The sequence below is a fragment of the Blastococcus colisei genome (assembly GCF_006717095.1).
GTDB classification, from domain to species: domain Bacteria; phylum Actinomycetota; class Actinomycetes; order Mycobacteriales; family Geodermatophilaceae; genus Blastococcus_B; species Blastococcus_B colisei.
The window spans coordinates 14,108-36,274 of sequence record NZ_VFQE01000004.1 but is presented as its reverse complement, the minus strand read 5'-3'; the positions used below and the strand labels follow the sequence as shown (position 1 = coordinate 36,274).

At 73.2% G+C, this 22,167-nt stretch carries 21 protein-coding genes and 1 riboswitch; of the genes, 14 read left to right on the top strand and 7 right to left on the bottom strand.

From position 1 onward, the window contains the following. A partial coding sequence (locus FHU33_RS24675; protein ID WP_142028254.1) for an RHS repeat domain-containing protein occupies nucleotides 1-2,305 on the bottom strand: 2,305 nt, incomplete at its 3' end. Between the two features lie 363 nt (nucleotides 2,306-2,668). On the opposite strand from FHU33_RS24675, the gene FHU33_RS24670 reads away from it, so the two are divergent. From FHU33_RS24670 to FHU33_RS24655, 4 genes are read left to right on the top strand one after another with little or no spacing between them, the layout of a single operon-like run. Beyond that, entirely contained in the window at nucleotides 2,669-2,869 is a 201-nt protein-coding gene (locus FHU33_RS24670; protein ID WP_142028253.1) for a hypothetical protein, read from the top strand. Further along, a complete protein-coding gene (locus FHU33_RS24665) occupies nucleotides 2,866-3,543 on the top strand; it encodes an alpha/beta fold hydrolase (RefSeq protein ID WP_142028252.1) in 678 nt (225 codons plus the stop codon). The genes FHU33_RS24670 and FHU33_RS24665 overlap by 4 nt, the downstream gene beginning before the upstream one ends. 34 nt (nucleotides 3,544-3,577) lie before the next feature. Further along, entirely contained in the window at nucleotides 3,578-3,979 is a 402-nt protein-coding gene (locus FHU33_RS24660) for a DUF1622 domain-containing protein (RefSeq protein ID WP_142028251.1), read from the top strand. Next, entirely contained in the window at nucleotides 3,976-4,338 is a 363-nt protein-coding gene (locus FHU33_RS24655) for a DUF1622 domain-containing protein (protein WP_142028250.1), read from the top strand. Before FHU33_RS24660 ends, FHU33_RS24655 begins: the two co-directional genes overlap by 4 nt. Nucleotides 4,339-4,416: 78 nt before the next feature. Here the strand turns inward: FHU33_RS24655 and FHU33_RS25590 are convergent, their stop codons facing one another. Beyond that, complete coding sequence (locus FHU33_RS25590; protein WP_211355364.1) at nucleotides 4,417-4,680, bottom strand: GNAT family N-acetyltransferase; 264 nt, start codon at nucleotides 4,678-4,680, stop codon at nucleotides 4,417-4,419. Nucleotides 4,681-4,801: 121 nt separating this feature from the next. Then, entirely contained in the window at nucleotides 4,802-5,605 is an 804-nt protein-coding gene (locus FHU33_RS24645; protein ID WP_142028249.1) for an SDR family NAD(P)-dependent oxidoreductase, read from the bottom strand. Nucleotides 5,606-5,748: 143 nt separating this feature from the next. Between FHU33_RS24645 and FHU33_RS26100 the strand changes: the two genes are divergently transcribed. Together FHU33_RS26100 and FHU33_RS24635 are read left to right on the top strand one after the other, a co-directional pair. Then, nucleotides 5,749-8,214, top strand: coding sequence for a molybdopterin oxidoreductase family protein (locus FHU33_RS26100; protein WP_142028248.1), 2,466 nt, complete (start codon nucleotides 5,749-5,751; stop codon nucleotides 8,212-8,214). Next, nucleotides 8,211-8,693 (top strand): hypothetical protein, encoded by a 483-nt coding sequence (locus FHU33_RS24635; protein WP_142028247.1) that lies wholly within the window; start codon nucleotides 8,211-8,213, stop codon nucleotides 8,691-8,693. Before FHU33_RS26100 ends, FHU33_RS24635 begins: the two co-directional genes overlap by 4 nt. Before the next feature lie 222 nt (nucleotides 8,694-8,915). Here FHU33_RS24635 and FHU33_RS24630 read toward each other — a convergent pair whose 3' ends face one another. Then, nucleotides 8,916-10,307 (bottom strand): transposase, encoded by a 1,392-nt coding sequence (locus tag FHU33_RS24630; RefSeq protein WP_142025713.1) that lies wholly within the window; start codon nucleotides 10,305-10,307, stop codon nucleotides 8,916-8,918. Between the two features lie 75 nt (nucleotides 10,308-10,382). Further along, nucleotides 10,383-10,895: a VOC family protein gene (locus FHU33_RS24625; RefSeq protein ID WP_142028246.1), complete on the bottom strand. Its 513-nt coding sequence runs from the start codon at nucleotides 10,893-10,895 to the stop codon at nucleotides 10,383-10,385. 90 nt (nucleotides 10,896-10,985) lie between these two features. Between FHU33_RS24625 and FHU33_RS24620 the strand changes: the two genes are divergently transcribed. From FHU33_RS24620 to FHU33_RS24600, 5 genes are all read left to right on the top strand, one after another. Then, nucleotides 10,986-11,711: a Mut7-C RNAse domain-containing protein gene (locus FHU33_RS24620; RefSeq protein ID WP_142028245.1), complete on the top strand. Its 726-nt coding sequence runs from the start codon at nucleotides 10,986-10,988 to the stop codon at nucleotides 11,709-11,711. Nucleotides 11,712-11,850: 139 nt separating this feature from the next. Further along, nucleotides 11,851-11,954, top strand: a riboswitch (TPP riboswitch). Next, complete coding sequence (locus tag FHU33_RS24615; protein ID WP_142028244.1) at nucleotides 11,952-12,581, top strand: ECF transporter S component; 630 nt, start codon at nucleotides 11,952-11,954, stop codon at nucleotides 12,579-12,581. It overlaps the preceding riboswitch by 3 nt. A 10-nt stretch (nucleotides 12,582-12,591) precedes the next feature. Continuing rightward, nucleotides 12,592-14,022, top strand: a complete 1,431-nt coding sequence (locus FHU33_RS24610) for an ABC transporter ATP-binding protein (RefSeq protein WP_246064230.1) — start codon at nucleotides 12,592-12,594, stop codon at nucleotides 14,020-14,022. Between the two features lie 103 nt (nucleotides 14,023-14,125). After that, nucleotides 14,126-14,887, top strand: coding sequence for an energy-coupling factor transporter transmembrane component T family protein (locus tag FHU33_RS24605; protein ID WP_211355363.1), 762 nt, complete (start codon nucleotides 14,126-14,128; stop codon nucleotides 14,885-14,887). A gap of 181 nt (nucleotides 14,888-15,068) precedes the next feature. Further along, nucleotides 15,069-15,524, top strand: coding sequence for an ATP-binding protein (locus FHU33_RS24600; protein WP_142028243.1), 456 nt, complete (start codon nucleotides 15,069-15,071; stop codon nucleotides 15,522-15,524). A gap of 3 nt (nucleotides 15,525-15,527) precedes the next feature. Here the strand turns inward: FHU33_RS24600 and FHU33_RS24595 are convergent, their stop codons facing one another. Then, entirely contained in the window at nucleotides 15,528-18,116 is a 2,589-nt protein-coding gene (locus tag FHU33_RS24595) for a SpoIIE family protein phosphatase (RefSeq protein WP_142028242.1), read from the bottom strand. 720 nt (nucleotides 18,117-18,836) lie between these two features. Continuing rightward, nucleotides 18,837-19,691, bottom strand: coding sequence for a hypothetical protein (locus tag FHU33_RS24590; RefSeq protein ID WP_142028241.1), 855 nt, complete (start codon nucleotides 19,689-19,691; stop codon nucleotides 18,837-18,839). Between the two features lie 259 nt (nucleotides 19,692-19,950). Between FHU33_RS24590 and FHU33_RS24585 the strand changes: the two genes are divergently transcribed. From FHU33_RS24585 to FHU33_RS26560, 3 genes are read left to right on the top strand one after another with little or no spacing between them, the layout of a single operon-like run. Beyond that, a complete protein-coding gene (locus FHU33_RS24585) occupies nucleotides 19,951-20,736 on the top strand; it encodes an APC family permease (protein ID WP_246064228.1) in 786 nt (261 codons plus the stop codon). Nucleotides 20,737-20,791: 55 nt separating this feature from the next. Further along, entirely contained in the window at nucleotides 20,792-21,799 is a 1,008-nt protein-coding gene (locus tag FHU33_RS24580) for an RNA-guided endonuclease InsQ/TnpB family protein (protein WP_342778706.1), read from the top strand. Continuing rightward, nucleotides 21,700-22,143 carry an RNA-guided endonuclease InsQ/TnpB family protein gene (locus FHU33_RS26560; RefSeq protein WP_142028238.1) on the top strand — a complete coding sequence of 148 codons (444 nt, stop codon included), beginning with the start codon at nucleotides 21,700-21,702 and terminating at the stop codon, nucleotides 22,141-22,143. The genes FHU33_RS24580 and FHU33_RS26560 overlap by 100 nt, the downstream gene beginning before the upstream one ends. Nucleotides 22,144-22,167: the final 24 nt, after the last annotated feature.

Sequence of the window (22,167 nt, the reverse complement as noted above, 5' to 3'; positions counted from 1 at the left end):
GGCCCGTGGCGTCGTAGTCGGTGTGGGTGTGCGCCGCCCAGCTGGTGTTCCCGTCGTCGGTGGCGAACCAGGTGTCGGTGCGCTTGCCGTCGGTGTCGTAGCCGTAGCCGATGACCCGCCCGTCCGGTGTCTGGGTGGAGGTCAGCAGGTTGCGGTCGTCGTAGCCGTGCTCGGTGGTGCCGCCGGCGTCGGTCTCGGCCTCGAGGTTGCCGGCAAGGTCGTAGGCGTAGGTGAGGAGGCCGCCGCCGGCGGTGTGCACCCGGGAGGCGAGCCGGCCCAGCGGGTCGTAGGTGTAGGTCGTCGTCCCCGACGCGTCGGCGCGGGTGGCCACCCGGCCGGCGGAGTCATACGTGTAGGACACCGAGGGGGTGGTGTCGGAGAAGTCGACCTCCAGCACCCGGTCGGCCTCGTCGTACGTGTAGGTCTCGGTGATGCCGCGGCCCGACGTGTAGGTGGCGATCCGGCCGTAGCCGTCGTAGGTGTAGGAACGGTTCCCGAGGCTGTTGCCCGCCGGCGGGGTGATCGACGTCAGCTGCTTGTCCGCGTCGTAGCCGTAAGTCATCGTCGCCCCCGACGGGGAGACGCTGGTGGCCACGGTGCCGTCGGCGTTGCGGGTGACCTCCGCGGTCGCGCCGCCGGCGTTGGCCGCGCTCAGGCCGTTGCCGGCGCCGTCGTAGGTGAAGGTGGACGTGTTGCCCTGGGCGTCGGTGCCGGAGTCGGGCTGGTACTGCGCGGGGGCGGAGTTGCCGTAGGTGTAGGAGCTGCCCGCCCCGGTGGGCGAGGTGACGCCGGTCAGCGACTCCGCACCATTGGCCGCGTAGCCGAAGGTGGTGGTCCCCGAGCTGTTGCTCGTTGTGGCGACGTCCTGGAACGGGGTGAACGTCGCCGACCGCTCCGCGCCGGTCGGGTCGGTCGCCTTCTCGGCGAGCAGCATGCCGTCAGCGGTAAGAGCGTAGGTGGTGTGCGGCACCGCGGGCACCGCCTGGGCAGGGTCGGTGTTCGGGTCGGCGACCAGCGTCTGCCCGGCGTCGTAGGAGGAACGCGTCACCGCGTCCCCGGCGGCATCCGACGGCTGGGTGACCGTGGTGACCCGGTGCCCGGCGTCGTAGGCAAAGGTGGTCTCCGCCCCGCCCGGCGCGGTGATCGAGGACAGGTCCCCGGCGCTGCTGTAGCCGAAGCTGGTCGTGCGGCCCAGCACGTCGGTGATCGACGCCAGTCGGCCGTTGCTGTCGTAGTCGTAGGAGACCGAGCGGTACTGGGAGTAGTTCGGCGACTGGAACAGGCCGGTGATGCGGCCGGTGGAGCCGTCGGCCTGCACCTCGACCGTCCGGGCATCGACGTCGCCCTGGTCGGCCGCGATCTCGGTCAGCGCACCGCCGGCGTAGGTGAAGGTGGTGGTGTTGCCGTTGCGGTCGCGCAGCTCGGTCAGCCGGCCGTCCCCACCGAACCAGTAGACGTCGCCGGAGTCGTGCTGCGTGAGGGTCCAGCCGTCGGTGCCGCCCGGAGAGCGGGCGGTCAGCGTCGCCTTCATCGTGCCGGGCGCGGTGTAGGCGGTCGACGAGCCGGACTGCCCGAAGAACGTGCCGGTCAAGCCGTTCGGCCCGTAGACGGTCACCCTCGCGCCCGAGTTCTCCTTCACCCGCACGTCGGAGCCGGTGGAGAACCGCCACCCGGGGCTGATCGCGGAGTCGAACCGGGATCCCGGCGCCAGCGTCAGCCCGTTATAGGCCAGCCCCAGATCCAGCGAGCCGGCCACCCGCGGCAGGGACAGCTGGGTCGTGGCGACCAGCAGGTTGCCGGTGCCGACGTCCACCTGCGCGGGGATGCGGTCGCCGACCGTGAACGGCACCCTCGTCGCCCCCGGCCGGGCGCCAGCGGCCAGATCCGGGCTGACGTGCCCGGTCTGCACGTCCGAGGAGGTGCAGCCGGTGTCGTCGCAGTGCGCGACCTGGTACTCGAACGGCTCCCCGATCGCCAGCTGATCGGTCACCACCCGCTTGGTGCCTGCGGTGCTGCCGGCGACCGAGAACCCGTCCAGCAGATCCCAGCCGCTCGCACCGACCGTCCGCGCCCAGAAGCGGATCGACTCCGACCCCGTACCGGCCGCCGTTGCCTCACCCCGCAGCACCGGCGTCAACGACTCGTTCATCGCCACCGACGCCACCGGCGCCGACGCGGGCGCGGCCAGCACCCCCGTGGCCGACCCGGCCACCACCGCGGCGGCCGCGACCACCACCGTCGTCGAGCGGGCCAGGCGCGCCCCCGGTCGGCGCCACGTCCCACGGGCAAGCAGTTTTCCAGCCACAGCAGACCCCACCGTCGTTGGTGATCATGAGCGAGCCAGAGGCAATCTCCCAGTTTGCGATCACTCAAAGCAACAGTGCCATAACTCGTTGTTACACACCCGTGATAACTCGGCGCTAGTTTTCCTTCACCAAGCGTGATGGACCGATCCGCCGGCGCGTGCCCGGTTCGGCCGCTGTGCCTTCGGGGTCTCGTCGAACTCCCGGCTTCTCTCGCGGTGCGTTGGCTGCTTCAGCGGCCACCCCGGTCGCCGCTGCCACCGGCCCTGGCGGCAGCTGTGGTGGGCGCGTTCCGGTCGGTCACCGACCTGAGGCGATCGTCGACCGGCGGTTCCCCACGGCGGTCACGGGGCAGAGTGCCGGTCATGTGGCTCTTCTTCACCCGCCGGCTGCGCATGTGGCTGATCCTCACCGTCGTCGTCCCGCTCACCACCGGCCTGCTGCGCCGCGTCGGACGGGCCCTCGAGCGGCGCCGCGGCCCGTCGACGGTGAGCAGTGCGCTGCTCAAGGCCGGTGACCTCGGCGACCGCGCGCGGGCGACCCTCCGCGGAGGACGACGGCGGTGACCGAACCGCGCCTGGAGGTGCGGCCCGCCGCCGGCGCGACCACCGCCGTCGCCTTGTTCTGCCACGGCGGGACGGTGGCGAGCATCGAGCCGCCCCGCGAGCGGGCGCTCTCGCTGGTCCGGATGCGGACGGTCGAGCAGTTCGTGTCCGCCGCCGCGGCGGACCGGGGGCTCACCACCTGCCTGCTGAGGTACCGCGTGGCCGGCTGGAACGGCATGGCGGCCGACGCGCACGCCGACGTCGGTTGGGCCCTGGACCGGATCCGCGCCGAGCACGGGGACGTGCCCATCGTGCTCGTGGGCCACTCGATGGGCGGCCGGGCCGTGCTCCGCGCCGGCGGGGAGCCACAGGTCCGCGCGGTCTGTGCGCTCGCGCCGTGGACGCCGCCCGGGGAGCCGGTGGCCCACCTCCGCGGCGCGACGGTGGTGATCCTGCACGGCCGGGGTGACCGCTGGGTGCCGGCCGCGCTCTCGGCCGAGTTCGCCGGGCGGGCCCGGGACGCCGGGGCCCACGTCGCCCGCTTCACCGTGGCCGGCGGGCACAGCATGATCCGCCGGGCCCACCTGTGGCACACCTTCGTGCGGGACGTCGTCCTCGCCGGTGCCGGCCTCACCCCGATGCGCCCCGACGTCGCGATGGCGCTGGCCGACCAGGGCGTGACCGTCGACCTCTAGGTCTACCGGCAGGACGCACGGGTAGGTGCCCGCCGTGGAAGAGTTGCTCGCGGAGGTCGTCAATGTCCTGGTCGTGATCGTGGAGGCCTGCGGCGCCGCGATCATCATCATCGGGGCGGTGTGGGCCTTCGCCCGCTTCGCCTGGGTCGGGGTACGCCGACGGACCACGGCGGCCTTCGTCCCCGTCCGGCTGACCCTCGGCAGATTCCTGGCGCTCGGCCTGGAGTTCCAGCTCGCGAGTGACGTGCTGAAGACGGCGGTCGCACCCAGCTGGGAGGAACTCGGCCAGCTCGCCGCCGTGGCGACCATCCGGACCGCGCTGAACTACTTCCTCTCCAAGGAGATCGCCGAGGAACGCCGGCAGGTCGAGGAGGACCAGGCAGACGGCGAGCGGGCCGACGTCACCTCGCACGGCCACCGGGGCGCGACGGTGTGACCGGCCTCCTGAGCGACGTCGTGCTGTGGTCCTCGCACGCCGTCGCTGCAGCGGCCCTGGCCGCTGGTGCACTGGCCCTCGTGGGAACGCGCCGCCCGGCCACCGCGCTGGGCGTGCTGCTGGACCTGCTCCTCGCCGCGGGGCTGCTGCGGCTGGCCGGTGAGCCGAACTGGCAGGTGATCCTCACCGCCGCCGTCATCGTCGCGCTGCGCCGGTTGCTCGGCGCCGCGCTGCGCGGCGGGCCCAGACCCCGGCCGGCCCGCGACCACGAGCCCCGCGGACGGCGGCTCCGGCACATGGTGGAGCGGGTGCGCTCGTCCGCGGGCGAGCACCTGGTCCGACCGGCCTGGCGCTCGTGACGGGGTGGGGTCAGCCGCCGGTGCCGGGCGCCGACGGCGGGTCGTCGGAGAGCCGCGCCCACAGCCGCTCGTCGTGCTTCACGCCGTCGCCGTAGCGGTAGGACCGCCGCAGCGCGCCCTCGAGGGCGAAGCCGGCCTTCTCCGCAACCCGGCCGGCGAGGCGGCGTTCTCGACCGCGTGGCAGAACTCGATGCGGTCGACGGGCAAGGCGCCGTACGCCCAGCGGCGGACCGCCTCGGTCGCCACTCCTCGTCCCCTCCCGGCCGGCGCCGTCCAGTAGCCGATCTGCGCGTCGTCCTGCAGCCGGTCGATCGAGTGCAGCAACGCCGAGCCGACCAGCACGGCATCGGCGTCGACGTCGTCCGGGCGCCACGGCCGGAGCCGCCACGGGCCGGCGTCCCGGACGACGGGGTCGATCGGTTCCAGGTCCGGGGTCGGCCCGCCCCGATGGTGTCCGAGCGGCTCAGTCCTCCGCCGAGCCGGGCCGGGTCATCGGCTTGTGCGCCTTGCCCGCGAGCGAGTCCGGCAGGACGGCGGACAGCTTGCCCATCACCTTGCTCGACAGCGACCCGGCGAACACCGACGCCTCGCCCTTCATGAGGCCCTCGTAGCCCTGGCGCGCGACCAGCGCCGGGTCGTCCTTCTTGTCGGAGGCGCCCAGCTTGGTGTCGGTCAGGTCGCCGCGGTCGAAGAACTCGGTCTCCGTGGGGCCGGGGAGCAGCGCGGTCACCGTGACCCCGGTGTCGGTCAGCTCCTCGCGCAGTGCCAGGGCGAAGAACTGGACGAACGACTTGGAGGCGGCGTAGACCGCCTGGAACGGCTCGGGCGCCTGGGAGGCGATCGACGAGGTGAACAGGATCCGGCCCTCCCCGCGCGCGACCATGTCCTGGACGACCCGCTTGGCCAGGTGCACGGTGGACCGGCAGTTGAGATCGACGATCTCCAGCTCCCGGTCCAGATCGGTGTCGACGAAGGCCCCGCCGACCCCCACACCGGCATTCAGCACAGCGGCGTCGAGTGGGCGGCCGGCGCCCCGCACCGCGGCGGCCAGGCGCTCGACGTCGTCGGGCCTGGTGAGGTCGACACTGACCGGGGCCACGGTCGCGCCCATCCCACGGAGTTCCTCGACGGCGTCGTCGAGCTCGACGTCCTCTGCGGCGGCGATGAGGTCGAACCCGTTCTCGGCGAACTGCTTGGCCAGCTCGCGGCCGATGCCACTCGAGGCTCCGGTGACGAGGGCGAGCGGACGGGCGGTGGGCGCGGTCACGGGGGCCTCCTGACGGACGGGTCGGTCGTCCTGCGGTCCTGCCCAGCCGGGCCTCGTCTGATGCGTCCGGATGGACCTGCGAACCGGTGGCGACAGGGCCAGACTGGCGATCGGTTGCCGGACAGCAACAGTTGGGAGACGTCATGGGCAGGATCGACCGGATCGCCGAACCGTGGGGCAGTCGGACCCCGTACGGACCAGGAGAGACCTGGCCGACCCGGGTGGACTCCTACCTGGCCGACGGCCTCACCGAGGACGACGTGGACCGATGGGTCCAGTCGGCGACGATCCTGCACTCGAACGGCGATGCGCTGGACATCGCCGTGAAGGACGAGCGGATCGTCGGTGTCCGCGGCCGGGAGGTCGACCGGGTCAACCACGGCCGGCTCGGACCCAAGGACCTGTTCGGCTGGCAGGCCAACCACTCGCCCGACCGGTTGACGAAGCCGCTGATCCGGCGCAAGGGCAAGCTGGTCGAGACCGACTGGGACACCGCGATGGACGCCGTGGCGGGCCGGGCCAAGGAGCTGCTCGAGGAGCAGGGGCCCAGCGCGATCAGCTTCTACACCACCGGGCAGCTGTTCCTGGAGGAGTACTACACGCTCGGCCTGATCGCCCACGGCGGCATCGGCACCAACCACGTCGACGGCAACACCCGGCTGTGCACCGCCACCGCGGCGGCGGCGCTCAAGGAGACGTTCGCCTGCGACGGCCAGCCCGGCTCCTACACCGACATCGACCACGCCGACGTCATAGCGCTGTACGGGCACAACATGGCCGAGACGCAGACCGTGCTGTGGACCCGCGTGCTCGACCGGCTGGCCGGGCCCAACCCGCCGAAGGTGATCTGCGTCGACCCGCGGGAGACCCCGGTCGCCCGCGCGGCCACCGTGCACCTCGCCCCGCGGCCGGGCACGAACGTCATGCTGATGAACGCGCTGATCCACGAGATCATCGAGAACGGCTGGATCGACCGGGAGTACGTCGAGGCCCACACCGTCGGCTTCGCCGAGCTCGAGAAGCAGATGAAGGGCTACACCCCCGAGCTGGCCGCGGAGGTGTGCGACGTCCCGGCCGAGCAGATCCGGGAGGCGGCCCGCATCCTCGGCCAGGCCGAGCGACTGCTGTCCACCGTCCTGCAGGGCTTCTACCAGGCGCACCAGGCGTCGGCCGCCGCCGTGAGCGTCAACAACATCAACGTGATCCGCGGCATGCTGGGCAAGCCCGGCTGCGGCATCCTGCAGATGAACGGCCAGCCCACCGCGGAGAACACCCGCGAAGCGGGGGCGGACGGCGACCTGCCGGCGTTCCGCAACTGGGAGAACGACGAGCACATCGCCGACCTCGCGCGGGTCTGGAACATCGACCCGATGCAGATCCCGCACTACTCGCCGCCGACGCACATCATGCAGCAGCTGCGGTACATGGAAGAGGGCTCGATCCGCTTCCTGTACGTGACCGCCACCAACCCGGCGGTCTCGCTGCCCGAGCTCCGCCGGATCCGGGAGATCCTGGCTCAGGACCGGCTGTTCCTCGTCGTCCAGGACATCTTCCTGTCCGAGACCGCCCAGCTCGCCGACGTCGTCCTGCCCGCCGCCACGTGGGGCGAGAAGACGGGGACTTTCACCAACGTCGACCGCACGGTGCACATCTCGGACAAGGCGGTGGAGCCGCCTGGCGAGGCGAAGGCCGACCTGGACATCCTCATCGACTTCGCCCACCGGATGGGGCTGGAGGACAAGGACGGCGCTCCGCTGGTGAAGTGGAGCGACGCCGAGGGCGCCTTCGAAGGCTGGAAGGAGTGCAGCCGCGGCCGGCCGTGCGACTACACCGGCATGTCCTACGACAAGCTGCGCGGCGGCAGCGGCATCCAGTGGCCCTGCAACGACGAGCATCCCGACGGCACCGAGCGCATCTACGAGGACGGAAGGTTCTGGGCGCACCCGGACTACTGCGAGAGCTACGGCCGGGACATGATCACCGGCGCCCCGGTCGAGGAGACCGAGTACAAGGCGATGAACCCGACCGGCAGGGCGGTGCTCAAGGCGGCCGAGTACATCGGCCCGCACGAACTGCCGAGCCAGCAGTACCCGTTCCAGCTGATGACCGGGCGCACGCTGTACCACTTCCACACCCGCACGAAGACCGGGCGGGCGCCGCAGTTGAACGCCGCCGCGCCGGAGGTCTGGGTGGAGATGGCGGCCGGCGACGCCGCCGACCGCGGGTTCACCGAGGGCGACCTGCTCAGGATCACGACTCCGCGCGGCCGGGTGGAGGCCCGGCTCCGGGTCAGCGGCATCCGGCCGGGAGCGCTCTTCCTGCCGTTCCACTACGGCTACTGGGACACCGAGGACGGCTCCCAGCCGAAGAAGAAGCGCGACGGCCGGGCGGCCAACGAACTCACCCTGACCGACTGGGACCCGGTGTCGAAGCAGCCGATCTTCAAGACCGCGGCAGCGGCGGTGGAGCGGATCTCCAAGGCGAAGGGCCAGGTCTCCGCCGCTCCGACGACGACGGGCTCCGCCCCGGTCACCGGTTCGGTGCCGCCCACGACGGGTGGCGACGCCGCCCTGGCCGAGGAACTGGTGACGACGGGAGACCGGCGATGAAGCTCGACATGGCCATCGAGGAACTGCACCGCTCGGAGAACCACCTGGTCACCGTGCTGACGTCCATGTCGGACAAGCACAAGGCCGACCACGAGGTCTTCTACGTCACCCGCGACATGGCGAAGTGGTCGCGCGAGCACGTGGCCGATCTCGCCAGGATCGGACGGGACTTCGGCCTGGACCTGGACCCGGAGGCGTCGGAGGACCCCGGCCTGCTCTCCGCCATGAAGCAGCGCGCCTCGGTCCTCACCGGACGCCGCTCGGCGCCCGGCCTGCTGCTGCTCGCCGACCTGCGGCACCTGTACCGGGAGGCGGCGGGCACCTCGGTGGACTGGGAGCTGCTCGCGCAGGGCGCTCAGGGGGCCAAGGAGCAGGAGCTGCTCGACATCGCCGAGCGCTGCCACCCGGAGTCGCTACGGATCACCCGATGGGCGAACGCGCACCTGAAGGTCACCTCGCCGCAGGTCCTCGCCAGCTGACGCCGTGCCGAACGGCAGTTATGGCCATATCTGTCGCGCGAGTGGCGCTTATGGCCATAACTGCCACTCGAGCCTGTCGCGCGAACGGTGGCGGATGAGCCGCCGCGGTGCATCGCTGGGTGATGTTGCGCTGTGAGTCGGGGGGCGGGCGCCGGTTGATGGTGGTCGGGAGCGGGGATAGTGGCCCGGTCAGCGCTGTCGGCGGTGCCGGCCGCCCCCGGATCAGGCGGTGGCCAGCCGGTGGGCGTGGATCTTGCGCAGGTTGTGCACGGTGCAGGCCAGCGACCACTCGGTCTTGGCGTTCTGCAGGCCGCGGCGGAGGAGCTGGCGTAGTCCCTGCCGGTCTTTGATCTGGCCGAAGACCGGTTCGACCGTGCGTCCTCGGAGGGCGTATTTCTCCGTGCCTTCGGGGGTGCGCAGCCTGTCCTGGGCGCGGGCGGTGGCCGGGCGGGAGGTCAGCGGTTTGTCCCCGGCGGGGTCCTCGCCGGCGGCGCGGCGTTCGTCGCTGATCATCGGGGCCAGCAGGCGCAGGCCGCGGGTCTCGGCCTCGGTGAAGGTCTCCTCGTTGGCGTAGCCGGCGTCGGCGACCCAGGTGTCGGGCGTCTCCTCGATGCCGGCCTGGTTCAGCTGCTCGGCGGCGTCATCGAGGACGGGAAACAGCTGATGGGCGTCGGTGGCCGCCTGGGTCAGCGTCTGGCCGACGATGAGCTGGTCTTCGGTGACCGCGGCCTGGGCGTTGTAGCCCTGCACCAGCCCCCGCCCGCCCCGCATCGTCCGCGAGTCCGGATCGGTGGCGTTGGCCCGCGGCGGCTTGTCCTTGTCCGGATTGCGGCCCGGTGGATGCTCGCCCGGTTGGGCGCCGCGGCGGGTGCCGGCGTCCTTGCGGCGCTGCCACTCGGCCTTCCTCACCTCCTGCTCGGCCACGGCCGCGGCCTGCTCGTCGTCCAGGCGCTGCTTGGCCTCCTTCAGTCGAGCCAACCGCTCGGCCCGCCGGCGCAGCGGCGGTGGCAGCTCATCCCCGCGGTCGTCGCCGTGTTCGGCGTCCTCGGCCGCGTCGATGCGCGTCTGTTCGTCGAGCAGCTCGGCGGCCAGCTGGTCGTAGCGGGCCTGCTCCTCGGCGACCTGGTGGGCCAGCGACGCCGAGGTGTGGTTCTTCGACCAGGAGGCGTTCGCGGCGATCTTCGTCCCGTCCACCGCGATCACGCCCAGCCGCACCATCCCGGCCTCGTGACACACCCGCAGCACCTGCGCGAACAGCTCCTGCAGCGGCTGGCGGTGACGCGTGACGAACCGGGCGATCGTGGCGTGATCGGGCACCCGATTGCCGGCCAGCACCCGGAACGCCACATCGCGGACACAGTGCCGCTCGATCGCCCGCGACGAGCGCACCCCGACCGCGTGCGCGTACAGCAGCACCGCCACCATCAGCGCCGGGTCGAACGCCGCCGCGCCCTGCCCGTTGGCCCGATACGAGCGCTTGAACCCCGACAGGTCGAACGAGTCCACCGCATCCTTGACCGTCCAGGCCAGCTCCCCGTCGGGCAGCCAATCCCGCACATCCGGCGGCAGCAGGAACCCCTGATCGACATCCCCGCGGATGAAGTTCTGCGGCATACCCCAGTCTCCCGCCGCCCAGGATGATCATCAATCAGGCGCGCTTTGTGCGACAGGCTCACTCGGGCGGTCAGGTCAGGCCGGGACGGAGACGCCCACGCCGCCGCGGGTCTGCGCGCCGTAGCGCTCGATCTCCCGCTCGAGGTCCAGCGGCGCGGTCATCGCCGCGCCGCCGGTGACCTCGGGGGTGATCAGCGCGGCCGGCAGCAGCCACGAGACCTCGAATTCGATGCCGTCGGGGTCCTGGGCGTAGAGCGCCTTGGTGGTGACGTGGTCGGAGGCGCCGACGAGCGCACCGGCCCGCAGCAGCGCATCGCGGATCCGGGACAGCTCGGCGAGGGTGTCGACCTCCCACGCCAGGTGGTAGAGGCCCACGGTCCGGCGCCCGGCCTCCGACGGGCCCGCGCCCGCGCCGATCTGGAACAGGCCCAGATCGTGGTCGTTGGTCGAGCCCTCCGCCTGGAGGAAGACTGCGGCACCCGGGATCTCCGTCTTCGCACGGAAGCCCAGGACGTCGCGGTAGAACGCGTGGCTGCGCTCGACGTCGCGCACGTACAGGACGGCATGGTTGAGGCGCTGCACGGGCATGGCGGGCTCCTGGCGGTCGATGGCGCGGTCATCGTGCACCAAGTTGCTTGATGCTTCAAGTATTCCGGTGAAGGAGGGTAGCGGCCCGCCATGGACGAACGGTCAGGACCGCAGGACGTCGATGTCGTCGTCCCGGTGCCGCTGCGCTTCCTGCTCCCCAGGCGGGACCGGCACGCTGGTATGCGGCGACTGCGCTTCGACCCCGACGCCACCGTCGGCCACGTCGTGCAGTCCGCCGGAGTGCCCCTGAGCGAGGTGGGCGCGCTCCGGCTGGACGGCGAACCCGTGCCGGCCGGCGCGCGGGCCCGCCCCGGTGGCTCCATCGAGGTCGTCGAGCGAGCCCGCCCCGAGCCATCGGCGACCGGCGGCTTCCTGCTGGACGTCGGTCTCGGCGCCCTGGCCCGCCGGCTGCGCCTGCTCGGCCTGGACGCGGCGTGGTCCAACGATGCCGACGACCCGGAGCTCGTCGACCGCGCGGTCACCGAGCACCGGGCGCTGCTCACCCAGGATCGCGGGCTGCTGATGCGCCGAGCACTGACCCGGGGAGCCCTGGTGCGCGGCAGCGACCCCGACGACCCGCTCGCCGACGTCCTGGATCGCTTCGCCCCCGTCCTCGCGCCCCTGACCCGCTGCACCGCCTGCGGAGGGCCGCTGCAGCCGGTCGCCAAGGAGGAGGTCGCCCACCGGCTGGAGCCGGGCACGCTGCGGAGCTTCGAGGAGTTCGCGCGGTGCAGGGCCTGCGGCCGGGTCTACTGGGCCGGCGCCCACGCCCGCCGGATCGGCGAACTGGTGGCGGCGGCCCGGCGAGTGCGGTGAGCCGTGCGCGGCCAGGAGGGCCCGAGTCGGCCGTGGAGACCGCCGTGCAGTGGCCGGTACCGCGGTGCAGGGCGGTACCGGCGACCACGGGGCGGCACCGGTGAGCGCGGCAGGGGTTATGGTCGACGGCACAACCGAACACACGCAGCAGGGGAGCGCTACGGCGCTGAGAGTGCGGGCAACCGCAGACCCTCGAACCTGATCCGGGTCATGCCGGCGCAGGGAGTCTGGAGGAAAGTCATGGCCGATCAGGCCGTCCGTCCGTCGTCCGTCGATGCCGGGTACGAGAAGCCCGTCCGCTGGCGCACCGTCGACATCGTCGTCACCGCCGTCCTGGGCGTCGCGTTCGGCGTCGTCTTCTGGGGCTGGAATTTGTTCGCGGAGGTGGTCTCCACGCCGCTGGACTTCTTCCCGCCGATCAAGGGCCTGCTCAACGGTGTCTTCCTCATGCCCGGCGTCGTCGCCGGGCTGATGGTGCGCCGCCCGGGGGCGGCGATCTTCGCCTCGACCCTCGCCGCCGCGGTCAGCCTGCTCCTGGGCTCGCCGTACGGCGGGATCATCGTGGTCTACGGCCTGGTCCAGGGCGCCGGCGCCGAGCTCGGCTTCCTGCTCACGCGCTACCGCACCTTCGGCTGGGGGACGGCGATCCTCGCCGCGGTGACCGCCGGCCTGTCGACGTCGATCCTGGACCTGAGCCTGTACTACCCGGTGTCCGGCGAGTACCCGCTCTGGGCGTTCACGCTCCCGTACACGCTGGCCACCGTCCTCTCCAGCGTGCTGCTGGCCGGTGTCGTGGGCCTGCTGCTGGTCCGCGCGATGGCCCGGACCGGGGCGCTGGGCTCCTTCGCCTCGGGCCGCACCCGCGTCTGACGCGCCCCCGGTGACCACCACGCGTGGTCCGTCGCCGATCCGGGCGGACGCCGGCCCCGTGCGCCTCGTCGCGCGGGGCCTGGGCGTCCGTCACCCTTCGCGGCGGGCCTGGGCACTGACCGGCGTCGACCTCGTCGTCGAGCCCGGGGAGCGGATCCTGCTCACCGGCGCCTCCGGTGCGGGGAAGTCGACGCTGCTCGCCGCGCTGGCCGGCATCCTCGACGCCGAGGGCACCGAGGTGGCCGGAGAGCTCACCGTCGACGGCGGGGCTCCGCACGCCGCCCGCGGCCGGCTGGGCCTGCTCGCGCAGGACCCCGACAGCCAGCTGGTCATGACCCGGGCCGGGGACGACGTCGCCTTCGGAGTGGAGAACGCCGGCCTCCCACCGGAGGGGATCTGGCCGCGGGTCGACGAGGCGCTGGCGGCGGTCGGCTTTCCCCACGGGCGCGACCGTCCCACCCAGGCGCTCTCCGGAGGGGAGAAGCAGCGGCTGGTGCTGGCCGGAGCCCTGGCCCGTCGTCCCGGGTTGCTGCTGCTGGACGAGCCGACCGCCCAGCTCGACCCGGACGGGGCGGCGCTCGTCCGGTCGGCCGTGGCCCGCGCGACCGCCGACCGCACCGCGACCGTGCTCGTCGTCGACCACGACGCGCAGCCCTGGCTCCCCCTGGTGGACCGGGTGGTCGAGGTGGTGCCCGGTGGGGTCGTGGAGCACCCGGCAGGTTGGCGGCCGGTCCCCCGCACGGCCGGGCTGCAGCTGCCGGCCGCACCGGACGGACCGGTCCTGCTCGCCGCGCAGGCGGCCGGGTTCACCTACCGCGGCAGCCCGGGCCCGGCGCTTCCCCCGACGACGACGGCACTCCGGGCCGGCCGGGCGTTGGCGGTGACCGGCCCCAACGGGACGGGCAAGTCCACGCTGGCGCTCCTCCTGGCCGGGCTCCGGGCGCCCACCACCGGCCGGGTGACGGCGTCGGACGAGCTGACCGGCACCGTGCGCAACGGGTACGACGAGCCACATCGGTGGCGGGCCGGCGAGCTGGTCAGCCGCATCGGCACCGTGTTCCAGCATCCGGAGCAGCAGTTCCTCACCGGGCGGCTCCGCGACGAGCTGGCGCTGGGCCCCCTCCGCTCGGGCGAGCACGCCGCCGCGGCACGGGCCACCGCCGACGAGCTGCTCGAGCGGCTGGGACTGACCGCGTTCGCCGACGCCAACCCGTACACGCTGTCCGGCGGCCAGCAGCGCCGGCTCTCGGTGGCCACGGCGCTGGCGACCGCGCCACGCGTGCTCGTCCTCGACGAGCCGACGTTCGGACAGGACGCCGCCACCTGGCGCGAGCTCGTGACGCTGCTGGCCGAGCAGCGGGCGGCCGGTTGCGCCGTCGCCGTGGTCACCCACGACGCCGACCTGGTGGCAGTCCTCGCCGACGGCCGGCTCGCGCTGTGAGAACGACGGGCGAGCGAGCATCGCCGCAGGCTGGCGGCACCTCCCGCTTGCGGGGGACAGCGAGCGAGGAGCGGAACGAGTCCGGAGTCGAACGGGGGGCGCTGTGACGGCGTCCCTGTCGCTGGGCCCGGTGCCCGACACGCGCCTGGGCCGGATCAACCCGGTCGCCCAGCTCAGCGCGATGGCCGTCGTCACGCTGGTGCTCCTCACCAGCCTGGACGTCGTCACCCCGGCCGTCGTGGTGGCCGCCGAGCTGTGCCTCCTCCCGGCGGCCGGACTGACCGATCTGCGCGGCCTCTGGCGGCGGACCTGGCCGCTCGTCCTGGGCGCCGGCTCCGTCGGCCTGGTCAACGTGCTGCTCTCGAACGAGGCGACCCTGGTCACCGGGGTGGGGCTCGGGTTGCGCGTCGTCGGCCTCGCGCTGCCCGGCGTGCTCCTGGTCGCTTCGACCGATCCGGTCCGGCTGGCCGATGCGCTCACCATCCACTGGCGGGTGTCCACGCGCTTCGCATTCGGGGCCCTGGCCGCGCTGCGGCTGGCTCCTCTGCTGGTCGCGGAGTTCGAGTCGGTCCGGCTCGCGCGGCGCACCCGTGGCGTCGAGGCCGGACGCAATCCCGTCGCCCAGGCCCGCCTGCTCGGAGGTATCGCCTTCACGCTGCTGGTCGGTGCGGTCCGGCGGGGCTCGCGCCTGGCGACGGCGATGGACGCCCGCGGCTTCGACTCGGGGATCGCGCGGACCAATGCCCGGGGGTCGCGGCTGCACCCCCGCGACGCCGGGTTCGTGGCCGGTGCCGTGCTCGTCTGCGCTCTCGCGGTCACCCTGAGCGTGCTCACCGGGGCGTGGTCACCGATCTTCGTCGGCTGACCTGACTGCCGGCGCCACCGTGCGGGGGTGGGCCTCGAGCTGCGCAGAGTCCCCGGCGGAACCGGTCGTCTCCCTCCGAAGGGTGACACATGTCGCACTAGGTTTGACCGGGGTCGCCACAGCCCATACGCAGGTGTTGGCCCCGACCATCAGGGCCGCACGAAGGCAAGGGGACCATCGCGTGACAGGGCAGGCGGCCGGGCCGGTCTGGCCGGCGGCATCCCCGCCCCCGGCCGACGCCGCACTCTCCTGGAACCTGCGCGAGATCGCCGAACTGCCGCGCGTGCGGGCCCAGGTGCGCCGGCACGCGCTGGCGCACCCCATGACCCGGTCGTCCGCCGACCCGGACACCGTCGCCGATCTCCGCGACCAGTTGATCCTGGCGCTCGACGAGATGGCGTCCAACGCCTTGCGCCACGGTGGCGGCGACGTGCGGGCCGCGGTACGGCTGACCGAGGACGCCTATCTCATCGAGGTCTCCGACCGGGCCGCCGAGGCACCGCCGTCCCCGGCGGTGGGCCGCGACCCCAGTGAGGGCGGGCTCGGGCTCTACCTGATCGCCGAGATGTCCACCGCGCACGGCTGGTACGTCAACGACGGCGCCAAGTACGTCTGGGCCCTGCTGCCGCGCGGCTGACCGTCACCCGGCCGGTCCCTCCTGCGGATCGATCAGGTGGGGCACCCGCTCGTCCCCGGCCTCACGCGGTCGCGGCCGGTCCTCCCGGTGCAGCCGGATGGCCACGAGCGCCACGTCGTCCTGCAGCCCTTCGGGACGCAACCGCTCGATGACCTCGTCGCACAGCACCGGCAGCGGCCGGTCGGCCAGCTCGGTCAGGGCCGACCGCAGCCGGGCCATGCCCTCGTCGAGCGGGAGGTCCCGGCCCTCGACCAGCCCGTCGGTGTAGAGCAGCAGGGTGGCTCCGCGCCGGACCGTCACCACCGCGTCGGTCCGGGATGCCGTCGGGTCGACGCCGAGCATCAACTGGGCCCGTGGGTGGGCGAGTTCCTCGATCCGGCCGTCCTCGTGCAGCAGCAGCGGGGGCGGATGCCCGGCGTTCGACCACCGCAGCCGGGTGAGCCCGGCGGCCCGCTCCTCGGGCGTCTGCTCCACCCGCGCGATGGCCGCGGTGGCCATGGTGCCCATGCCGAGGCCCTGGATGGCGGCGTCGAGCTCGCTCAGGACGGCGGCCGGCCCCGGCCCGTCCCGGTAGGCGATGCCGCGGAGCATTCCGCGGAGCTGACCCATCGCGGCCGCCGCAGCCGTGTCGTGGCCGACGACGTCGCCGATGACCACCACCGTGGCGCCGGACGGCTGCAGGAACGCGTCGTACCAGTCCCCGCCGACCTCCGCGACCTCCACCGCCGGCATGTACCGCACCACGATCTCGGCGTGGTCGGGCTGCGGCGGCGCGGTGAGCAGGCTGCGCTGGAGGCCCTCGGCGAGCCGGCGCTGCTGCGTGTACAGCCTCGAGTTGTCGAGGGCCAGCGCCACCCGCCCGGCGAGGTCGCGGGCCGTCGCGACGTCGTCGTCGTCGGCCTGCGGGCGGTCGGCCGAGCGGTAGATGCTCAACGCCCCCAGCGTCCGTCCCCGGGCGGCCATCGGCAGCGCGACCGCCGACCGCGGCGCCAACCGGGAGAACACGTCCCGCACCTCACCGGGCGGCAGCGTCCGGCCGACCGCCTGCTCGACGTCCGGAACCCTCATCAGCTGACCGGACGCCAGCGCGCGCATGATCGGCGCGGTCGCGGTCAGGGCGGCCAGCCGCAGCTCGGCGTACCGGGTCACCGACGCGCGCTGCGCCGGGTCGTCGTGCCAGCTGCCGACGTCGCGCATCCGGCCGTCCTCGTCGACCAGGCTGACGATGGCCCAGTCGCCGAGCACGGGCACGACCGACTCGGCCACCCGCTGCAGCGCGGCCTCCTCACCATCGCCGCTGGTCAAGGTCGCCGACAACGCCGAGGTGACGTCGGCGACGAGCGACAGCCTCGCCGTGCTGCGCCGGGCCTGCTCCTCTGCGCGCCGGCGCTCGGTGACGTCGAGGAAGTACACCGAGAGGCCGTCCGGCCCCGGCCAGGCCCGAACCTCGTACCACGCCTCCAGGGGCTCCGGGTAGTGGGCCTCGAACACCCGCTCCTCACCGGTGGCCGCCGCACCCCGGTAGTGGATCTCGAAGTCACTCCCCACCGCGGCGGGGAAGAGTTCCCAGATCGACCCGCCGATGAGTTGCTCCCGGGTCCGGGCGAGCACCCGTTCGGCCTCGGCGTTGACGTAGGTGAACCGCCAGTCGCGGTCGAGCGAGAAGAACGCCGACTTCATGACCTCGAGGACCCGCGAGACCCGGACGTCACCACGCCGCCGGGAGGTCGTGTCGAACCCGGCACCGACGAGCCGGATCGCGACGCCGCGGTCGTCGGCCAGGGCTCGTCCCCGGCCCTGCACCCAGCGCGTCTCGCCGGAGGGCAGGACGATGCGGAACTCCGCGTCGTACTCGCCACAGGTGTCGATGGCCGACCGGAGGGCGTCGGCCAGCCGCTCCCGGTCGTCGGGATGGCATCGGTCGAGGAAGGCATCGATCGTCTCGTCGAACGTCGTCCGGTCGTAGCCGAAGATCTCCACCAGGCGGTCGTCCCAGACGAGCCGGCCGGTGACCAGGTCCCAGTCGAAGCTGCCGATCTCGGCGGCGTCGATGGCCAGCTCGAAGCGCAGCCGGTGCGCCTCGAACTCGCGGCCGAGGGCGGAGAGCTCGAGCTCGGTGGCGACGGAGTCGGCGAGCTGGCGCAGGAGGGTGGTCTCGCTCGGTGTCCACGACCGGGGCTTGCGGGTGTACACGGTCAGTGCGCCCACGGGCGACCCGTCGAAGACGACCAGCGGCACGCCGAGGAAGGCCCCGACGCGGCCGTCGGCCACGGGGGGCAGGCCGGCGACGCGGGGCTCCCGCCGGGCATCCGGCACCACCAGTGGGACGGGACCGAGATCGAGCACGGCAGCGCAGATCGACTCGGTCACGGGGATCTGCCGGCCCAGGCCGCCGGAGGGCAGTCCCTCCCCGCTCACCACCGTCTCGACGTCGCCGAGCAGGGAGACCGTCGCTGCATCGGCGTCGAGGAGGCGCGTGGCGAGGCCGGTCAGCCGCTGGAGGGCACGCGATCCCAGTGCCGTGGGCTCCAGCCGTCGTACCGCGGCCGACCGCCCCTCGACGGAGCCTGCGCTCGGCTCGGGGGCGGTCACGATCGGATTCCTTCCACGCAGGCCGACCGGGCACACCCGGTTCCGGCATCGACGCCGGTGTCCGGTGCCAGCATTCCGGTTCGTGGTTCCCCGGTCGGCACCGGGTCGGAGGTTCTGGCCGGGGCGGGCGCCGGCCGGGGGCTTCCGGGAGGCGCCCGCCCGTCGGCGGGAGGATGGCGGACGGTGAGCGGGTCCGCCGGCACGAACTCACGCGCCAGGCGACGTCCGTCCAGCATCGCGGCGCCGGGAGCTGCCGGGCCGCGAACGGTCCGCGCGAGAGCGTCCACTCCGGGCGGGGACGGGCGCTGCCGGGCCAGCGTCCGGACCGGTCAGAGACCCGGGGACGGACGTCCCGTGCGGGTACCGGTGGAGCACTGTGTCCGCCTCGGAACGGAACCGGGGACCGGTCGGCGACGCCGCAGACGTCCGCGCCTCCCTGGAGGGTCCGCGCGCTGCACAGGGCAGTCGGCGGGAGGTCGAGGCGAGAACCGTCGTGCGTCGAAGTCGGTCGGCGGCCGGGGGTGCACCGTCGGAGGCGAGCCAGGTAGCGGCCGTGGGTCGGCCGGCAGAGTTCGGACGTGCTCGGGGACCGAGGGCGGCGGTCCCGGTCACCCGGGGAAGGGGGTGGCCGGTTCCGGCGTGCTCGGGGCGGGCGGAGGACGGCGTCCAGCGGCTGGCTGCCGTGGTCGCGCGACTGCTGTCGGATGCGGCGTCCGGTCCTCAGGGGAACGAGCTCCGGACGGAGCCCGGGGACCGGGAACGCTGCGCCGGTAGGGGCGAACCCCTGACCGGGCAGGAGACCGGGTCACCCCGAGCGCGGATCAGTCCGGTCGACGTCGGTGGCACACGGGACGGGGACGGCCGGCCGGTGGCCCGGAAGCGTTCAGGCGGTCCGCCCGGTCTTATGCCGGGGACGGCCACTGCTCCGCGGGGGACCGGCGGCATTCCTCGCGAGCCGGCCGACGACGCCGGATCGCGGGGAAGCAGCACCGCGGCGGGGGAAGGCGCCGCAGGCTGGACCAGGGGGGTGCTGGGCATCTCGCGCAGCACCACGGGTGGGTCGACGTCCCGGCGAGCGGCCGGGCGGGCGGGCCCGCCCCAGGCGAGGTACTCGCCCTCGGGACCGGCGCCCCACAGCGCCAGCCGGCGGACGAGGGCACGCACCCTCCCGGGACGGCGGGCGGCGGGAGCCGCGGAATGCGGGGCGACCCGCCAGGCGAGATGCTCGCCGCGGGGGCCGGCGCCCCACATCGCGGCTCGACGGAACACGTCGGAGAGCCGGGTGACCGGAACCCGCTCGGGCTCCGGCAGCACGACGACCCGGGGCGCGGGGGCGGGGCGGGCCATCGGCGCCGGCTGCACCGAGCGCAGCGGCACGGTGCGGACGAGGCCCGGGCGGGCGCCCGGCGGCCGGTGGCCCACCGACCGGCGCCCCTGCGGGCGACGGACCGGTCCGGCGCCCTCCGCGCGGTCGAGGACGTCGATCAGCCCGGCGATGCTGCGTCCCTGCGCACGGGCGGCCGGATCGGCCGGGTCGGCCGGCATGCGCGGCGCGGTCGTTCGCTCGCTGCTCATGTCGCCTCCTCGAAGTCGTGTCCGCAGCCGGGGGGGGAAGGTGCTGCGGACAAGGAGAAACATAGGGACCGCCGGACCGTTTCCCAGCCATTCCCGACACGCACCGAAGGGCGCGTGACCCAACCGTTGCGCAGCATTTCCGCACCGGTCGACGACCCTTTCTTCCGAACGGGAACATGTCGACAAACGGCGCATTCTGAGCGTAGAAATGCCGGGCAGCGCGCACGGTCATCCGGGCCGGTCGCGCGACCCGCGTGGCGTGTCGGAACCGGAGTCTCGGTCGCCGGCGGGGGCGCTGCTCGCCTACTACTCCTTCGTCGGATTCGAGGTGTCGGCGAACGTGGCCGAGGAGGTACGCGACGTGCGCCGCGTCTACGCGCGGGCACTGTTCGGCTCGCTGCTCGTCGCAGGGGTCGTCTGCGTGCTGGTGGGACTCGCCGCATCGATCGTCCTCGATCGGGCGGAGCTCGCGGAGTCGTCGGGGCCGCTGCTGGCCGTCGTCCAGGCGGCTGACGCCGGCATCCCCGACTGGCCGTTCAGTGTGACCGCCCTGATCGCGGTGGCCAACGGCGCCCTGCTCACGATGATCATGGCCAGCCGGCTGGTCTTCGGTATGGCCGAGCGGGGAGCCTGCGCCCTCCGCGGGGCGCGGGTGCTCCTCCACCACCGGACGCCGTGGGTGGCCCTCGTCGTCACCACCGCCGTGGCGATGGGGCTCACCCGCGTCGGAGACCTCGCGACGCTGGCCAACACCGTCGTCCTGCTGCTGCTCCTGGTCTCCCTCAGCACCAACACCGCGGTGCTGGTACTCCGACGTGACCGGGTCGAGGCCGACCACTTCCCCGCGCTGGTGATCCTCCCGGTGTTGGCGATCGCGTCCTGCCGACTGCTGCTCTGGCAGCAGGAGGCCCGGACCTGGCTGTTCGCGGGCATCCTGCTCGCCGTCGGGGGTGGCGCTGTACCTGCTGGCCCGGGCGCCCTGGTGGCGCAACGAGCCGGACGCCACCGAGCAGAAGGCGACGGAACCAGTCGGCTGAGCCGCTGACCCCCTCAAGATTTGGCTGAGATCAACTGTCCGACCCTTCCGGCACTATCCGGGTGTGGGCCACAGTGCGGTGAGGGTGCGGCTGGACGTGACCGACGTCCAGGCCGGCATGCTGCTGCGGGCGGCGGGGGCGCGCCGGTTCGCGTGGAACTGGGCTGTCGCGAAGATCAAGACCAACGCCGACCAGCGGGCTGCCGAAGCCACCTACGGCGTCGAGCGCGCTGACCGGGTCCGGCCGCTGACGTTCTTCACCCTGGCCACACTGTGGACGGCGGAGAAGCCCTCGGCGGCACCGTGGTCCGTGGAGCACTCCACGTGGACGTTCCGGTACGCGCTCCGGGAGGCTGCAAACGCGCACGCGGCGTTCCTCGCGGGCAGGCGCCGGTTCCCGCGGTTCAAGGCCCGGCGCCGGGACCGAGCCCGGTTCACCGTCCGCGACGGGCTCGCGCTCGAGGTCGGTCGGGTGCGGCTGGCCAAGTACGGCTGGGTGCGCATCGCCGCTGCGTGCCAGGCCCAGGCGAAGCTGCGCAGGCTCATGCGCCGCGGGCAGGCGACCCTGCAACACGTCACCGTCACGAAGCACTCCGACGGGCATTGGTATGCAACGCTGACCTTCGACCGGGCGGCGCGACCCGGTACTGGCGAGCACACCGCGTCGGCCGGGCCGGTAGTCGGTGTGGACCGAGGGGTGAAGACCGCCGCTGTCGTCGCCAGCGCGAATGGTCAGGTCACAGCCATACTGCCTGCCAGCCGGGTACTGCGGGACCGGCTGCGCCAGCTCAAGCACCTGCAGCGCGCGGTGTCGCGGTCGAGCAAGGGATCGGCGACCCGACGCAGGGCCGTCGCCCGCCTCGGCCGGGCGCACGCCCGGGCCGCCGCCGTCCGCGCCGAGGCGCTGCACCGCTGCCCTCGCGCGAGCGCACGCCGTCGTCGTGGTCGAGGACCTAGCCACCGCCGAACCTTATGCGCAACCGGCACCTGGCCGCCGCGATCGGAGACCAGAGCTGGGGCGAAATCGCCCGGCAGCTGCAGTACAAGACCGTCCGCCACGGCGGGCAACTGATCGTCGCGGACCGCTGGTTCGCGTCCCCGAAGACGTGCTCGGCATGTGGTGCGGTGAGACCCAAGCTCACCCTCGCCGAGCGCACCTACCGCTGCGGCAACGACTCCTGCGGCCACGTGGCCGACCGGGACGTCAACGCCGCCGCCAACCTCGCCGCCTGGGGCGAGCACATGCTGGGCATATGCCCGTGCGTGACCCAGGCCGGAGACCGCCACCCGGGCGGCCCGTCAGCCGAGAGCACTCGGCATGCCTGTCGAGGGTGGAGATCAGGAGCGGCCGTCACGGCTGACCCGGTGCTGCCCGGTGAAGCAGGAACCAGCCGGCCACGCGTCAGCGTGGCGTAGGCACTGGACGCCCCGGACAGGGGC

Excerpts from the sequence above, each read along its gene's own strand:
- FHU33_RS24670 (WP_142028253.1), top strand. The coding sequence starts at position 2,669 with ATGTGGCTCTTCTTCACCCGCCGGCTGCGCATGTGGCTGATCCTCACC.
- FHU33_RS26100 (WP_142028248.1), top strand. The coding sequence starts at position 5,749 with ATGGGCAGGATCGACCGGATCGCCGAACCGTGGGGCAGTCGGACCCCG.
- FHU33_RS24635 (WP_142028247.1), top strand. The coding sequence starts at position 8,211 with ATGAAGCTCGACATGGCCATCGAGGAACTGCACCGCTCGGAGAACCAC.
- FHU33_RS24630 (WP_142025713.1), bottom strand. The coding sequence starts at position 10,307 with ATGCCGCAGAACTTCATCCGCGGGGATGTCGATCAGGGGTTCCTGCTG.
- FHU33_RS24625 (WP_142028246.1), bottom strand. The coding sequence starts at position 10,895 with ATGCCCGTGCAGCGCCTCAACCATGCCGTCCTGTACGTGCGCGACGTC.
- FHU33_RS24620 (WP_142028245.1), top strand. The coding sequence starts at position 10,986 with ATGGACGAACGGTCAGGACCGCAGGACGTCGATGTCGTCGTCCCGGTG.
- FHU33_RS24615 (WP_142028244.1), top strand. The coding sequence starts at position 11,952 with ATGGCCGATCAGGCCGTCCGTCCGTCGTCCGTCGATGCCGGGTACGAG.
- FHU33_RS24590 (WP_142028241.1), bottom strand. The coding sequence starts at position 19,691 with ATGAGCAGCGAGCGAACGACCGCGCCGCGCATGCCGGCCGACCCGGCC.
- FHU33_RS26560 (WP_142028238.1), top strand. The coding sequence starts at position 21,700 with ATGCGCAACCGGCACCTGGCCGCCGCGATCGGAGACCAGAGCTGGGGC.